This window comes from Spirulina sp. LEGE 11439, assembly GCF_059821285.1.
In genome coordinates this window covers 93891-107467 of record NZ_JCAMRX010000016.1, presented here as the reverse complement: position 1 = coordinate 107467, position 13577 = coordinate 93891, and the positions used below count along the sequence as shown (strand labels likewise).

General features: G+C 43.4%; 18 protein-coding genes and 1 pseudogene. 8 read left to right on the top strand and 11 right to left on the bottom strand.

Going from position 1 to position 13577, the window contains the following annotated elements; all coding sequences use genetic code 11:
- Window positions 1-195 precede the first annotated feature (195 nt).
- Together AC6RV6_RS13335 and AC6RV6_RS13330 are read right to left on the bottom strand one after the other, a co-directional pair.
- Entirely contained in the window at window positions 196-435 is a 240-nt protein-coding gene (locus AC6RV6_RS13335) for a toxin-antitoxin system HicB family antitoxin (RefSeq protein ID WP_500241334.1), read from the bottom strand.
- A 6-nt stretch (window positions 436-441) separates the two neighbouring features.
- Window positions 442-864: a putative toxin-antitoxin system toxin component, PIN family gene (locus AC6RV6_RS13330; RefSeq protein ID WP_500241333.1), complete on the bottom strand. Its 423-nt coding sequence runs from the start codon at window positions 862-864 to the stop codon at window positions 442-444.
- Window positions 865-978: 114 nt separating this feature from the next.
- Between AC6RV6_RS13330 and AC6RV6_RS13325 the strand changes: the two genes are divergently transcribed.
- The 3 genes from AC6RV6_RS13325 to AC6RV6_RS13315 are packed head-to-tail and all read left to right on the top strand — an operon-like array spanning window position 979 to window position 2270.
- A complete protein-coding gene (locus AC6RV6_RS13325) occupies window positions 979-1329 on the top strand; it encodes a PadR family transcriptional regulator (protein WP_500241332.1) in 351 nt (116 codons plus the stop codon).
- A 13-nt stretch (window positions 1330-1342) separates the two neighbouring features.
- Window positions 1343-1945, top strand: coding sequence for a hypothetical protein (locus AC6RV6_RS13320; RefSeq protein ID WP_500241331.1), 603 nt, complete (start codon window positions 1343-1345; stop codon window positions 1943-1945).
- A gap of 52 nt (window positions 1946-1997) precedes the next feature.
- Window positions 1998-2270, top strand: a complete 273-nt coding sequence (locus AC6RV6_RS13315) for a hypothetical protein (protein WP_500241330.1) — start codon at window positions 1998-2000, stop codon at window positions 2268-2270.
- A 92-nt stretch (window positions 2271-2362) separates the two neighbouring features.
- Here AC6RV6_RS13315 and AC6RV6_RS13310 read toward each other — a convergent pair whose 3' ends face one another.
- The 3 genes from AC6RV6_RS13310 to AC6RV6_RS13300 all read right to left on the bottom strand — a co-directional run bounded on the left by AC6RV6_RS13310 (window position 2363) and on the right by AC6RV6_RS13300 (window position 4048).
- Entirely contained in the window at window positions 2363-2836 is a 474-nt protein-coding gene (locus AC6RV6_RS13310; RefSeq protein WP_500241329.1) for a DUF29 domain-containing protein, read from the bottom strand.
- Window positions 2837-2899: 63 nt separating this feature from the next.
- Window positions 2900-3211: a hypothetical protein gene (locus AC6RV6_RS13305; RefSeq protein ID WP_500241328.1), complete on the bottom strand. Its 312-nt coding sequence runs from the start codon at window positions 3209-3211 to the stop codon at window positions 2900-2902.
- A 33-nt stretch (window positions 3212-3244) separates the two neighbouring features.
- Entirely contained in the window at window positions 3245-4048 is an 804-nt protein-coding gene (locus AC6RV6_RS13300) for an SAM hydrolase/SAM-dependent halogenase family protein (protein WP_500241343.1), read from the bottom strand.
- 118 nt (window positions 4049-4166) lie between these two features.
- Between AC6RV6_RS13300 and pirA the strand changes: the two genes are divergently transcribed.
- Window positions 4167-4328 carry an arginine synthesis PII-interacting regulator PirA gene (gene pirA, locus AC6RV6_RS13295; protein WP_500241327.1) on the top strand — a complete coding sequence of 54 codons (162 nt, stop codon included), beginning with the start codon at window positions 4167-4169 and terminating at the stop codon, window positions 4326-4328.
- 121 nt (window positions 4329-4449) lie between these two features.
- Here the strand turns inward: pirA and tsaE are convergent, their stop codons facing one another.
- Both tsaE and AC6RV6_RS13285 read right to left on the bottom strand, forming a co-directional pair.
- Window positions 4450-4884, bottom strand: coding sequence for a tRNA (adenosine(37)-N6)-threonylcarbamoyltransferase complex ATPase subunit type 1 TsaE (gene tsaE / locus AC6RV6_RS13290; RefSeq protein WP_500241326.1), 435 nt, complete (start codon window positions 4882-4884; stop codon window positions 4450-4452).
- Window positions 4884-6281, bottom strand: coding sequence for a gluconeogenesis factor YvcK family protein (locus AC6RV6_RS13285; RefSeq protein ID WP_500241325.1), 1398 nt, complete (start codon window positions 6279-6281; stop codon window positions 4884-4886). Before AC6RV6_RS13285 ends, tsaE begins: the two co-directional genes overlap by 1 nt.
- Between AC6RV6_RS13285 and AC6RV6_RS13280 the strand changes: the two genes are divergently transcribed.
- Window positions 6244-6366 carry a hypothetical protein gene (locus tag AC6RV6_RS13280; RefSeq protein WP_500241344.1) on the top strand — a complete coding sequence of 41 codons (123 nt, stop codon included), beginning with the start codon at window positions 6244-6246 and terminating at the stop codon, window positions 6364-6366. The genes AC6RV6_RS13285 and AC6RV6_RS13280 overlap by 38 nt on opposite strands.
- Window positions 6367-6440: 74 nt before the next feature.
- Entirely contained in the window at window positions 6441-6929 is a 489-nt protein-coding gene (gene ruvC / locus AC6RV6_RS13275; protein WP_500241324.1) for a crossover junction endodeoxyribonuclease RuvC, read from the top strand.
- A 5-nt stretch (window positions 6930-6934) separates the two neighbouring features.
- On the opposite strand, the gene AC6RV6_RS13270 is transcribed toward ruvC, so the two are convergent.
- The 3 genes and pseudogenes from AC6RV6_RS13270 to rpaB all read right to left on the bottom strand — a co-directional run bounded on the left by AC6RV6_RS13270 (window position 6935) and on the right by rpaB (window position 9267).
- Window positions 6935-7585 (bottom strand): cofactor assembly of complex C subunit B, encoded by a 651-nt coding sequence (locus AC6RV6_RS13270; RefSeq protein ID WP_500241323.1) that lies wholly within the window; start codon window positions 7583-7585, stop codon window positions 6935-6937.
- A gap of 62 nt (window positions 7586-7647) precedes the next feature.
- Window positions 7648-8271 (bottom strand): annotated as a pseudogene (locus AC6RV6_RS13265) (hypothetical protein).
- Between the two features lie 264 nt (window positions 8272-8535).
- A complete protein-coding gene (gene rpaB / locus AC6RV6_RS13260) occupies window positions 8536-9267 on the bottom strand; it encodes a response regulator transcription factor RpaB (RefSeq protein ID WP_500241322.1) in 732 nt (243 codons plus the stop codon).
- 262 nt (window positions 9268-9529) lie between these two features.
- Here rpaB and radA point away from each other — a divergent pair, with 262 nt between their 5' ends.
- Entirely contained in the window at window positions 9530-11059 is a 1530-nt protein-coding gene (gene radA, locus AC6RV6_RS13255; RefSeq protein WP_500241321.1) for a DNA repair protein RadA, read from the top strand.
- A 1-nt stretch (window position 11060) separates the two neighbouring features.
- On the opposite strand, the gene AC6RV6_RS13250 is transcribed toward radA, so the two are convergent.
- A complete protein-coding gene (locus AC6RV6_RS13250; protein ID WP_500241320.1) occupies window positions 11061-11291 on the bottom strand; it encodes a hypothetical protein in 231 nt (76 codons plus the stop codon).
- Between the two features lie 181 nt (window positions 11292-11472).
- Between AC6RV6_RS13250 and AC6RV6_RS13245 the strand changes: the two genes are divergently transcribed.
- Entirely contained in the window at window positions 11473-13560 is a 2088-nt protein-coding gene (locus AC6RV6_RS13245; RefSeq protein WP_500241319.1) for a GAF domain-containing protein, read from the top strand.
- The last annotated feature ends 17 nt before the right edge of the window (window positions 13561-13577 follow it).

Sequence of the window (13577 nt, the reverse complement as noted above, 5' to 3'; positions counted from 1 at the left end):
CGGGTGAATCTGCTCCGGTTGCTCTGCAAGCTCCTGTTATCAACGGCTAGGTTGCAAAGTTAATTTAAGATTTGTCTCCGCTAGGACAATCTAATTAAAGCCTCCTATTTGGGGGGCTTTTTTGCTGTGCGATCGTGTTAGTTTAACAGAAAATCGAGAGCTAGAAGTTTGTTGAAATTTCCCAACGTATGCTCTCTACTTTTCTCTTTCCTTGTCACCTCTTGAGATAGAATCCAATTTATCCAAAATTCTTAAGCCTTCTTCTCGGTTTCCCATAGTTGCCAAGGCTTTAAAGCGAGTATGAGCGTCGAACTCTACTAAAGCAATGGTTGAAAGTTCTTCCATCAATTTATTAACACTCATTCCTCTCGCTTTCGCTAATTCTTTTAACCGCAAATGCTTGTCATCGGGTAAGCGAATTGTTAATGTTGCCATTGTCATCTAACTCCTAATAATTTCTTCAGGTCTTAAAATCGATAAGTTGGGAAAGAGCAAATCTGCATCTTGAAAATCCCTAATATTGTTTGTTGCAATCAGAGAAGCATTACCCGCTACAGCTAACTCAATTATATGGTTATCCGCTTCGTCTCTTAAATTAGGTCGCCACAAATAGTAAATGGAAAACCATTCACTCACGCTCATTAAAGCTGCCAATAAACTCATGATTTCTGCTTCTGAGAGAGGACATCGATTCATTACATCAGTCCTGTTAATCACGGATTCATACTCAAAAAATAAACCATTACTCATTAAAGGTGTATATTCTTTCTTCAAACAACGCCGAATTAATTCGCGACTTGCTCCAGTTTGAGCAATAAGAGCGCTAATAAAAACATTGGTATCGATAACGATTTTGATTGCCATAGTAAGATGATAGCATATAAGCAATCAATTTTACAAAAACAAATTCTTGTAACCTCTTGACTATTTGTAAAAATGCGAATACTATGAAAAAATAGATATATTGAGAGGTAGCCAATGCCTAGAAAGAAACAAACAGAAGATAAACCGATTCGTCTGTCCCCCTTGGATGAGGACGTTCTCACAGTATTGATGGGAGGTCGAGAACTCTACGGGTTAGAGGTTTTAGACGAGTTGAACCTCGATGAACGTCCGGGGGGTGAGTTGGGGTTTGGTTCTTTGTACCCTGCGTTAAACCGCTTGGATAAAAAAGGTCTCATCGACTGGCGATGGGGCAATGAGGATGAGGAAACAGGAGGTGCGCGACGCAAGTATTACAAAATTAATGGCTTGGGTGCGAGGGTTCTCAGCGAAGTTCGCGAGTATCGGAATGCTTTGGCTGCAAAATCACAAGGACAAACAGCGTAAGGAGGAATTTACTATGAATAATGAAAACAAAAGGACAGAAGAGATATTTTGGGTAGAGTTTACTCGCTCGTTTGAACAAGTCAAAGAACGTTATCTATTAAAGCTACAGAAAAGTCTAGAAGAAGATGATTCGACTGTTTCCTTGCAAGAATTATCATTTCTTGGAGATATCTCCATATTTTTTGATAAACAACACAAAGATTTTAAAGATTCTTTTAAGGAATTATCTTTGTTTATCAAAATCCTTGTTATTTTTGTGTTCCTTTTGGCTTTAGGGTTATCATCTTTTTCAAGACTGAATCCTTTTGCGCTTAAAATTTTTTCTACAGCCCTAGCACTGACAACGTTGCTAACAAGTACAGTCCGAGTTAAGAATAATGTAAATATTGTGGAAAATTCATCAATAATCAAAAATTTATTTTCATACTTACCTGAAGATTGGCGAGGAAATCTTGACTCAAAGCACAAAAGATTATTGAGAAGAAAAGTATCTACAAGAAAAATCCGATGGGAGTTATTCAAAACGTTACTAGGGATGTTTTGGGGAACATTATGTAGCAAAATCGAAAATATCCACTTACCCAAACGAAAACCTAAACGAAAAAGCGATGATTAAGAAAAACTTGATTTTATAACTTTAATTAACTCACAATCAACGGAGCAAGAAAATGCAAAACTTTACACCTTCTCAACAAACTCAACCCAAAGAGAAAACTCAAAATTTGCCGATACCCGATCGCACATCTATCCCTATCCTATCCCCACAAAATCCAATGAGTCCGATATCAGACTCATATCAAGAATCCGTGCAAGCATTGCTAGAATTAACAAAAGGGCGTAGCGATTCTACCGCTCATATTGTAATTTTGTCAATCGTTTGGATGTTCACATTACTTGTTATTTCTGGAACTTCTATTGTTATTTTTCTGAATACTCCCTGATTTTAAGCTAACTGTTCGACTCGCTCTTCAGAAGTCAGCAAACCCGACATTTCGAGAATGCGATCGCACTCAAAATCTCTTCTCACTCCTTCTCATTCTTCTTCAGATTCTCGAGCCAAATAATCAGGATTTAACGCATCCTCGGGGCGAAAAGGAGACTCAATAGGAAAAGTATCTAAAAGCAATCCCGTTTCATCTGCGGCGGCTTCTCGTGCGTCTTGATAGCACTCTGCAAAGACTTCCTCTAGATAATTTTTCAGACTGGGACTGGCTTGCAAATCTTTGCGCAGACGACGGCGATGTTCTCGGATACTAGCCTTCCAACTACGCGATCGCAATGCGGGTTGATAGTTCCATTTTAATAGATGGAGTAACACAATAACGAGATTACTTTCAATTGCTCTTTTTTCGCGCTTCCCCATACTGACAATTTCTTCAATTAAGTTTTCGAGATCGAGTTCGGTAAAATTTTTGTTCTGAAGATAGTTGACAGTCTCTTGCAGCCAGAGATAATAATCGCGATCGTACAAAGCTGATGATTTTTGCTGCCGTAATTGAGTCACCATTGTTCAAACTGTTCAGTTAAAAGTATTAAGAGAATTTTGCGATCGCTTATCGCCCATTAGTCATTATTCTAAGACTTCTAATAATCCCACTGTGCCTGTAAAAAAGATGTAGATTCCGGTCGCGATCGCATTTTTCTCTCGGCGAAAAGCAACCAATGTACCGATAATCCCTTCAACTAAATGACTAACCAGTGCAAAAGTCGCAAACCAAAATATCAGTACGAGAAAATGAGGAAATTCTTGCCATTGAGAGCGGTTATAAAACATCCACACCTCTAATGCGATCGCTCCTGCTATTAAAATAGTAGAAAGTACTTTAATTGCCGTTAAAAATTTGCTGTCGATCGCTTTAAGATTCATAGTTTTAAGATTCATAGTTAATTTGAGCAGTTTGCTAAAATCAATCTATCATCCAATTGATAACTGTTCACTGATAACTGCAACCGCATCGCCATAATCCCAACCTAATCGATCGCGAGCGCTACCCCCATTCACGGCAATTTCTACCCATCCGTGACTGCCAATCAGAGTAATTAATTCTCCCACAGCCCGATCGCTATAGGTGTAACCCGCCGGAATTTCTCCCTCCTGCCATTTTACTGTCCAAGATTTCCCTGCAACAGAGGACGCGGGAATATTGCTAATTAAATTACCAAAGCGATCGATATACTGAACGCAACCACGAATCTCTGCACGGATGAATTGTAAGGGAGGAAACTCTAAACGTGCCAAACTGCGAGGATCGATCGCTGTGCCAACTTCCTCTAAGGGTACGCCATTCGCTAAATGCGCCCCGACTGGAGCAAAAATGTCCCGTCCGTGAAACGTATAACTCGGGGATGCAGTGCGCCAATATTTGGGGTTATCCAGTTGTACTACCGCGATCGCTTCCTCCTGTTGCAAAATTCCGCTCAACAGTCCGTTATCGGGGGCAACAAAATAGCGATCGCCAATTTGTAGCGCAATTCCTCGGCGATCGCCACCCACCCCCGGATCTACCACCGCAACGCAAACAGTTTTTGAAGGAAGATAAGGAGAGGCATTCAACAAGCAAAAACGCCCCGCAGCGATATTTTGAGGGGGAATTTCGTGAGTCAGATCGATCGTTATGATTTGAGGGTTAATTTGCGCGATCGCTGCTTTCATTACCCCGACGTAAACATCTTGCAATCCAAAATCGCTGAGCAAGGCAATGATTCCTCCCGCTTTCAATTTCTCCACCCCCCAACTTCGTAAATTTTTTGTAACAATCGATACTCTTTCTTGCAAAGTCACAGTATCATAACAAATAAGCAATCAAACACTTTTCATGCAATCGGACGGACAAATCATGAATAACAATCGCAAAGAAATCTTAAAACAAGCTGCTGCTAACCATCGGGATAGTTTGCGGAAAAGTTTGCAACATCGTATGGAAGCTGCTCGGAGTACGGGTGACGATCGATTATTAAAGAATTTGGAAGCTGAAGCCGCTTATTTAAGAATGAATTAATATTTTCAGAATTCATTTTGCATTGAAAATTTTGTCTTCCAATTTTACCTGCACAGAGGTATTTTTGAGGAAAAGAAGAAAGAGCGATCGCAAGTCTTTCTTCTTTTTCTTTTGCGTATTTTCATTTCTCCTTAACAGAATTGCAGCGAATGGTTCTGATGCCATCGCCTGCGAGTTCGAGATAAATTTCTAAATAAGTGGGCGGCTTATAAGGTAAGCGCTGCGCCCATTCAATGGCGGTAATTCCAGGTGTAACTTCAAGACCTTCCCAATAAATTTCCGGGTTAATTTCCATGACCTCCGCAGAATTTAAACGATATAAATCCAAATGATAAAGAGGCAAACGTCCCTCTAAATATTCATTAATTAAAGTAAAAGTCGGACTGACAATCGGATCGTGAATTCCTAAACCTGCGCCGATTCCTTGGATTAACGTTGTTTTACCGGCTCCCAAATCGCCAATGAGTAGAAGAGTCGTATTTGCAGGTAGCGATCGCCCCAACTCTTGCCCTAACTCTAAAGTTTCCTCAGCATTTTTTAATGTTGAATTTTCCATTATGATTCTTTAAATTTAAAACCATGAGTTCTGCCATACCAGCGTAATAAAACTTTAGCCAGTCGTTGATGATCGTGGCGCACATAAGCCGTTTCGGGATCTTCATCCATAATATTAGCAAGAACGATCCGCCGTCCCAATTGAGTCACGGCTTCGCGATCGAGGTAAACGGGGTGCGAATTATCGCCAGCATAGCGAATTAAAGCTTGTGCCGAAGGAGAGCGACCGTGAACGACAACGGCATCAAATAAGCGGCGATCGCAGATATTATCAATCGCGCGAATGTGATCGGCAACCGTATAACCCCCAGTTTCGCCGGGTTGGGTCATGATATTGCAGACATAGATACGCGGGGCTTTGGTCTTGGCGATCGCGTTACAGATTTCGGGAACGAGTAAATTAGGAATAATACTGGTATAAAGACTCCCCGGACCCATAACAATAAAATCAGCTTCTTCAATGGCTTTGATCGCGGTGGGAAGGGCAGGAGGGTTTTCGGGAATGCAGCCGACTCGCACGATTTTCCCTCCTGCTTCGGGAATATTTGACTCGCCTTCAATGCGCCGTCCGTCGGCAAATTCTGCCCATAAGCGCACGTCAGAGAGGGTGGCAGGCAAAACTCGCCCTTTGACCGCTAAAACCTTAGAACTGGCGGCGATCGCCGTTTCCAAGTCTCCCGTAATTTCACTCATGGCTGTGAGGAATAAGTTCCCAAAACTATGACCGGATAAACCATCTCCGGCATTAAAGCGATATTGAAACAACTCCGTGAGTAATTTTTCCTCTGCTGCCAAGGCCGCAACACAGTTACGGATATCCCCCGGAGGCAGTACGCCAATTTCCCGGCGCAATCGTCCAGAAGAGCCGCCATCGTCCGCTACAGTGACGATAGCGGTAATATTGGCACTATATTCCTTTAATCCTCTCAACAGGGTTGATAGCCCCGTTCCTCCCCCGATCGCAACGATTTTTGGACCTCGGTTCAAGCGACGAGAAGCAGTAAGAACATCGATCAATTCCTCATTGCTTTCTGGTTTGAGGACTTCGGTAATGGTTCCAAAACTGCGGCTTTGTCCCCAAAATACGAGGAAGAGTCCCAAGGCGATCGCAAGGGGTCCAGAGATATAACTGGGAAGAAAGCGGGCGATCGCCTCCAAAATATCGGAAATTAAACCCATTAAACGGTAAATGGGAGTCAGTCCCACCCAAATCGAAAGCCCTAAAACCGTACAGAGAATTCCCGTGACGCTAATCAATAACCAACGCTTGATAAAGAGACCGGGAGCCAGCCATTTAAACCAATGATGCAGGCGTTTGGGAGTTTTGCGACTCACTGCAGCCCAACTGGATTTTTCCATTTTGAAGGAGCGTAGTGCTTGTTCGAGAATATCAACCATTTTGTTATGGGTTATGGGGTTATTCGTGATGGGTTATGGGTCGATCGCGGTTATTTTAGCAATTCCCACCCGCGATCGCTGTTGATTTGAAGATAGCGCGGCACAGTTGTTAAAGTGGCACAAAAGATTATAAAGTTCTCTTGTACTGCGATCGGTTGAATGGTTTTTATGCGAATTTTAGGACTCGATCCCGGTTTGGCGAGTTTGGGGTTTGGCGCGATCGCTTGTCCAGTAGAAACGAATGAGACAACGATACAATTGTTGGAGTTTGGCATTATCGAAACCCAAGCAAAAACACCTTTTGGGGAACGTCTCTGTACGATCTACGAGGACTTGCAGGAGTTGATCCGGGAAGTTCGTCCCGATTTAGTTGCGATTGAAAAATTATTCTTTTATCGTATGGGCAATACGATCGCTGTGGCACAAGCGCGAGGAGTAATAGTATTAGCGTTAGCGCAGGCAAAGTTACCTTATGTGGAGTTTACACCAGGTCAGGTGAAGCAATCTTTAACGGGATATGGTAATGCAGATAAACAGGATATTAAAGAGGCCGTTGCGCGGGAATTTTCTTTAGAATACTTACCTCAACCCGATGATGCTGCCGATGCGATCGCAGTAGCTTTAACCGCTTGGTTTCATCGAGATTAATGAGACTAGAGAAAATCGGATCTTTGCAACGTTTCTGCTAATTTATCGGCAATGCCTTCAATCCATTTTTCGTCTTTTTTGGTGTAGCTGCGAGGCGCATTTGCCCCTAATATTAATACTCCTTCCTTGCCCAAAGGCTGGCAAATCATACCTTGAGTATTTTCCGGTAAATAGTCAAATTCAATGCGACCGGGATACACTTTTAAATCGACTAAATAAACGGGTTTTTGTTTTTCTAAAACCCGCTTTAAAATTACTCCCGGTTGAATTTCTTTTTGCTCGGGCAAAATACCTCGACGCATTAAAACTTTACCTTGATAATAGATAATAATAACTCGCGTTACCGTATTGGTGAGCAATAAATGGGAAGACCATGCGAATTCAATTTTAACATTTTCGGGTAATGTTTCTTCCAGTTCAAATCGTTCTTTCCCAATTAATTCAACCACATCGGGCGATCGCGGTTGGACTTGCTGCCAAATTAATCCCACCAAAATTAATAACGCACTCAGTAAAATCCCCAAAGCATCGGAACGAGATTGAGTTGAAGTCAGTTCTATGGTTAGCGATCGGTTAACCACCAGTAAAATGCCTCCTAAACTGCCCACAACTAAGGGCAATAAACGTAGAATGCGATTGGGATCGGATTTAGCCATGTTTGGATAAAATAAAGTAGAGTGTGTAGATGCGATCGCGTCGCGTGGCTTTAGCCATATTCCTAAGCAGTAACTAATTCATTTAATTGCAACTCGCATTGTTGAAAAATATAGTTTACAGCAGCAAATAAATTATCTAAATCTTGAATAAAATATCGATTTGTATTTTGAGTCAATACTTGTTCTGCTAACTTACCAAATTCCCAATCTTTACCATTAGAAACAATTCCAACATATAGGGATTTTAAATTCGTCATTTAGTCGTTGGGCTGCTACCATTTCAGCCAGACATTGCGCCCATCCTTCAGAAATTTATCTTGTTTGGCTTCAACTAATAAAAAATAAGGCTTCTCAAACACAAATTTTCCGAGAGGAGAACGTTTTGCGAGAATATATTCAGGAAACCCTGAAAGATTCTCATCGTAATTTAGAGATTTATGACCCCATAAAACAAAATTGCTGCGATAACTTTTCCAAACTTCTTTCAGTATCGGATAAATAAGATTCTCGCAAATTGAGAATTCTGAGGAATTCGGAACTCCATCCCGCATAACAGTTTGTAAGTCTTCTCGGAAATAGTCGGAGATATTAAACTCAACTTCATCCATAAAATTAGCTTCAGTATAAGTAATCTGAAATTCTTTGAGAACTTCACCAATATCTTTATAATGAGATGAGTTTGCCAAGAGTTAAACTGTAAGGAATTTGTCACTTTTTTGATATAAGGCGATCGCCGAATTTTTTCAGCAAATTCTTGTCGCAAATCTTTTCCGGGGTCGTCTCAAATATTAATCGCGTTCTGACATCGAGTAAATTTTTCTGACAAATACTGGTAATGAAATTCATTTCAGCACCACAGAGGCGATTCGAGTTATTCGAGAATTCATCTACCGAGAAAAAGATGAAGAATGAGAAGATTTACACCTTCTCCTCTTCTCTTCTTCTTTAAGTTATAACTCTTCTCCTAATTCGAGAATGCGCTGAAACAAATACCCCGTACCCCGTGCCGTGAGAATCAATTCCGGATTGCTGGGATCGTCCTCTAATTTAGCCCGCAAGCGAGAGATATGCACGTCCACTACGCGAGTATCTACATGACGTTCGGGAGTATACCCCCAAACCTCCTGCAAAATCTCCGATCGCGAAAAAGCCTCCCCAGAACGACTGACCAATAATTCCAAGAGACTAAATTCCATCCCCGTCAAGCGGATGCGTTCGTCCCCTTTGTAAACTTGTCTCTTATTGGTATCGATGCGAATCGATCCCACTTGGATTACCCCAGAACTGGGAATCCCCGAACCACCATTTTTATCGACCCGGCGCAGTACCGAACGAATTCTCGCTTCTAACTCTTTGGGAGAGAACGGCTTGACGACATAATCATCAGCCCCCAGTTCTAATCCCGTGATGCGATCGGCCACATCCCCCAAAGCCGTTAACATGATGATGGGGATGTCTGATTCTTTGCGTAACTCTTGGCAAACCCCATACCCGTCGAGTTTAGGCATCATGACATCCAAAACCACCAGATCCGGTTCCATATTGCGAAAAGTTTCGATCGCCTCTTCTCCATCGGCTGCCGTAACGACATCGTAGCCAATCATAGAGAGGCGGGTTTCCAAAATTCGACGAATACTGGCTTCGTCATCAACAACCAAAATTCTTTCTTTATGAGTTTCCAAGGAATTAAGGCTCCTTCTCGATCGCAAATTGATATTGTTTAAACGTAAAAGTTAGTGCGCCAAACACTATTTTTTGCCTAACTTGTTTTTCTAGAATATCCCCGATCGGTACGATCTCAATCGAGACAGCCTCAATTTTAAGAATGATTTCGGTAGTTTTTAAGGTTTGCTTAATTGTTAAGATTTGTTTTATTTTTCCAATTTGCGTTAAGAAAATCTGAGTGCGGTTAAATAGTGATAGAAAGTTTGCCCTCGATCTGCTATGGCTAAGGCGAAAACAATTTATGTTTGTAACGAATGCGGTGCGGAGTCTCCCCAATGGTTCGGAAAATGCCCCAACTGCAGTACCTACGGCGCTCTAGAGGAGGAGATCGTGCCGGCGGGAAACGCCAACAAAAGAACGGGATGGCAGTCTCAACAACAGTCAAATCGTAAAACCAAAGGAGTCTCTGAACCGCGCTCGTCACGGCGCTTCTCGGATATTTCTGATGCGGGAAAAATGCGCTTTCCTTCCGGCTATGGAGAGTTCGATCGCGTTTTGGGAGGGGGTGTGGTTCCGGGGGCATTAATTTTAATTGGTGGGGATCCAGGGATTGGCAAATCGACGCTTTTATTGCAAACAGCCAACCAATTAGCCAGAGAACGGTGTGTGTTATATGTAAGTGCAGAAGAGTCGGGACAACAAGTGAAACTCCGGGCATCGCGTCTGGGGGTAGGTCTTGAAGATATTCTCGAACCAGAACAGGCGGAGTCTAACGGTCATGGGCAGAAGTCCCAACAAACGGCAACAGCAGACAATCTCTATGTGTTGCCAGAGACGGATTTGGAGGAAATTCTCAGGGAATTAGAGTCGCTTAAGCCTAATGTTGCCGTGATTGACAGCATTCAAACCCTTTACTTTGCATCTCTGACTTCTGCTCCCGGTTCTGTGGCACAAGTCCGCGAATGCACTTCAGCCTTGATGCAGGTGGCAAAACGGGAGAATATTACTTTGCTCATTGTCGGTCACGTGACCAAGGAAGGCGCGATCGCAGGGCCGAGAGTCTTAGAGCATTTGGTTGATACCGTCCTCTATTTTGAAGGCGATCGCTATGCCTCTCATCGGTTGTTGCGATCGGTGAAAAATCGTTTCGGGGCGACTCACGAAATCGGCATTTTTGAAATGGTGGAAAGCGGATTACAGGAAGTAACCAACCCGTCGGAGTTATTTCTGGGCAATCGGGAGGAGTCGGCACCGGGGACGGCAACAGTGGTGGCTTGTGAGGGGACGCGACCGATACTATTGGAGTTACAGGCTTTAGTGAGTCCTACCAGTTATTCCTCACCTCGGCGCTCGACCACAGGAGTTGATTACAGTCGCCTGCAACAAATTTTGGCCGTATTAGAAAAGCGAGTCGGGGTACCTTTATCCAAGTTAGATGCCTATGTGGCTTCGGCGGGAGGATTAGTTGTCGCAGAACCTGCCGTAGATTTGGGGATGGCGATCGCGATTGTGGCGAGTTTTCGCGATCGCATTGTCGATCGCCGCACGGTATTAATTGGCGAAGTGGGATTAGGGGGACAAGTGAGGCTTGTATCGCAAATGGAACTACGATTAAAAGAAGCGGCAAAACTAGGGTTTAAGCGAGCAATTGTTCCTCACGGGCAGGCTTATGCCGACGATCTGGGCTTGGATGTCATTCCCGTGAATAAAGTCATCGATGCGATCGTGGCAGCAATTCCCCCGCAACCGCGTTTTGGTAGCACTCCCGAGTTAGAAGAAGAAGAAGAAGAAGAATTTGAGGAAAATTGAATTATTCTTGGGGGTCTCCGAAGCGATCGAGCAATTCCTCGCGGGATAATTGCAAAAGGAGAGGCGTAAATTCTTCTGAGGGGAGTTTCATGATGGGTTTGGCGATCGCAGCTAATTCTTCATCAATTTCCCCAAAACGAACTTGGAAAATATTTTCAATCAAACAGCGAGTCGCTTCTTCTCGACTTTCTTGTTTTCCTTGTTGAAGAAATTCTTCGCGAACTTCTGCCATTGCTTCTTCATACACTCGAAAGGAGAATAGCAAAACTTGACCCGTCCTTCCTACAAAAATAATGGGTGAAGAATGAATTTATTCGGAAGGATAAGAGATAGAGGAGAAAGATGAAGTATGAAAGAGAGGAATGCTCAATCCTTGATTCTTTTCTCCCAACTATCTACCCGTCAATGCCCTAATGACTCACTGGCTCGTCCAAACCGAACGACAAAGCAAACTCTTCCAAGCCATACTCGATCCCCAAGATTTTACAATTCTGTATGGCAATGAAGCATTTTGTCATTTAACCGGATCGATCGCTCCCAATGGGGAAATGAAAGCGCAAAATATATGTTTGTTCGATCTATTTGCCGATTTTGACGCGATCGCCCGAGAAAAACTCGATCGCTTGCATTTATTGCCTTTAGTCTTGCGAGATATTTACGGGATCGAACCCGATCGCTGGCGATCCCTCGAAGAACCGCAAACGGCAATTGTCAAAAGCAACCTCAGTCTCGAACCTCGCATCATTCAATTTTGGCTGCGATCGCAGTATCTCAAAGTCGAACGGATCGATCCCGATCTCGATGAATTTGCCGATATGAATTTGTCAGCAGGACACATCCCCTCTCAACAAGTTTTAGAGGAACAACTCGAACGGGAAAATTATCGCCTGACGGGTAAATTACTCTGGGAAGGATTGGATGTTACCGAAGAAGAAACCCTACGGAATTTAACCCAAACTCTGATTACTTCTCGCAATCTCATCGGCGATCGCGACACTTTTCGCACGGTTTCGGAGTTAATGCAATCGCTTTTTGGCGCTTCGATAACAGCAATTCTCACTCGTACCCAAGGAAGACTACAACTGTCGATTTGTCAGGGCGATCGCGTGGAAATGCTGGAAAACTTAACATCGGAGAGCTGGCAAGATTCCCACCTACAACGGGCAATTCAAGCCAAGCGCATTTGGAATGTTCCTCATTTACAAGCCAGTTGCACCTCGGCGATCGAAATAGAATTACGCCATCGCGGCTGTGAATCTTTACTTTTAATTCCTTTGTTCTGGGAAAAAGAGGTGCAAAATGACAGTCATTTGTTCGGTGCGGTTATTTTGGGCAGCGATCGCCGCGATCGGTTCGATCAAATCGATGCGACTCGCGCCGAAAGTCTGATTCCCACCCTCAAAACAGCGCTGCGTCAGGGCGATCGCGATCGTTTCAATCGGGTGCATCCTTCGGTGACATGGCGTTTCACCCAAGAAGCAGAACGGCGCAGCTTGGGACTCCCCCCCGAACGCATCGTGTTTAAAGGTGTTTATCCCCTCTACAGCATCTCTGATATTCGCGGCTCCTCTAAGATTAGAAATCAAGCCATTCAGAAAGATTTATTGGCACAATTTAACTTAGCCTTGGCGATCGCAGATGCCGCTTTAGTTGCGCGAGAAATTGCCTTTTTGCAACAGTTGCGAACGGATTTACTCGCCTATATGGATCGCCTTGCCAAACAGATTTGCGTTGAAGATGAAATGACCGCCCTAAAATATTTACAAGAACATATTGAGGTTTATTTTCCCTATTTTCGACAGTGCGGGGAGTTGGCGATCGTTGCCGTAGAAGCTTACGAGAAAGCATGCCAAAATACCCATCAATGTATCTACAGCGCTCGAGAAGACTACGATCGCGCCATCGGTCAAATTACAACTCACCTGCGAGACACATGGGAAAAATGGCAAAAACAAATGCAAGAGATTCTCCCTCATTACTGCGATGTCGAAGTGAGCGATGGGATTGATAGCATGCTCTATGTTGGTAGCGCGATCGCAAACCCATTTTCCCTCTTTCATCTCCACAGTTTGCGCTACGAGCAATTACGGGCGATTTGCGATTGCGCTCGTACTTGTTTTAAGATTCAAGACCGCGAGAATCTCCTTTTAGCAGTTTCTCATTTAGTCTTAGTTCAAGACACAACAGTGGATATTTTTCACGACGAAGGAACTGAAAGACTTTTTGATGTGATGGGAACGAAAGACACGCGTTATGAAATTGTTAAAAAGCGCATTGATAAAGGAATTGATGCCAAAAATGGGACTCGCATTACTCAACCCGGAATGTTGACGATCGCCTACTCAACCGAGCAAGAATGGTCGGAATATCATCATTATTTACGCTATTTAGTTCGGGAGGGTTGGATCGACTCTCAAATTGAGTCCGGCACGATCGAACCTTTACCCGGGGTGACGGGGTTGAAGTTTGCGCGAGTCACCATTCTCAAGCCCGATAAATAATAGATAATGCGATCGTC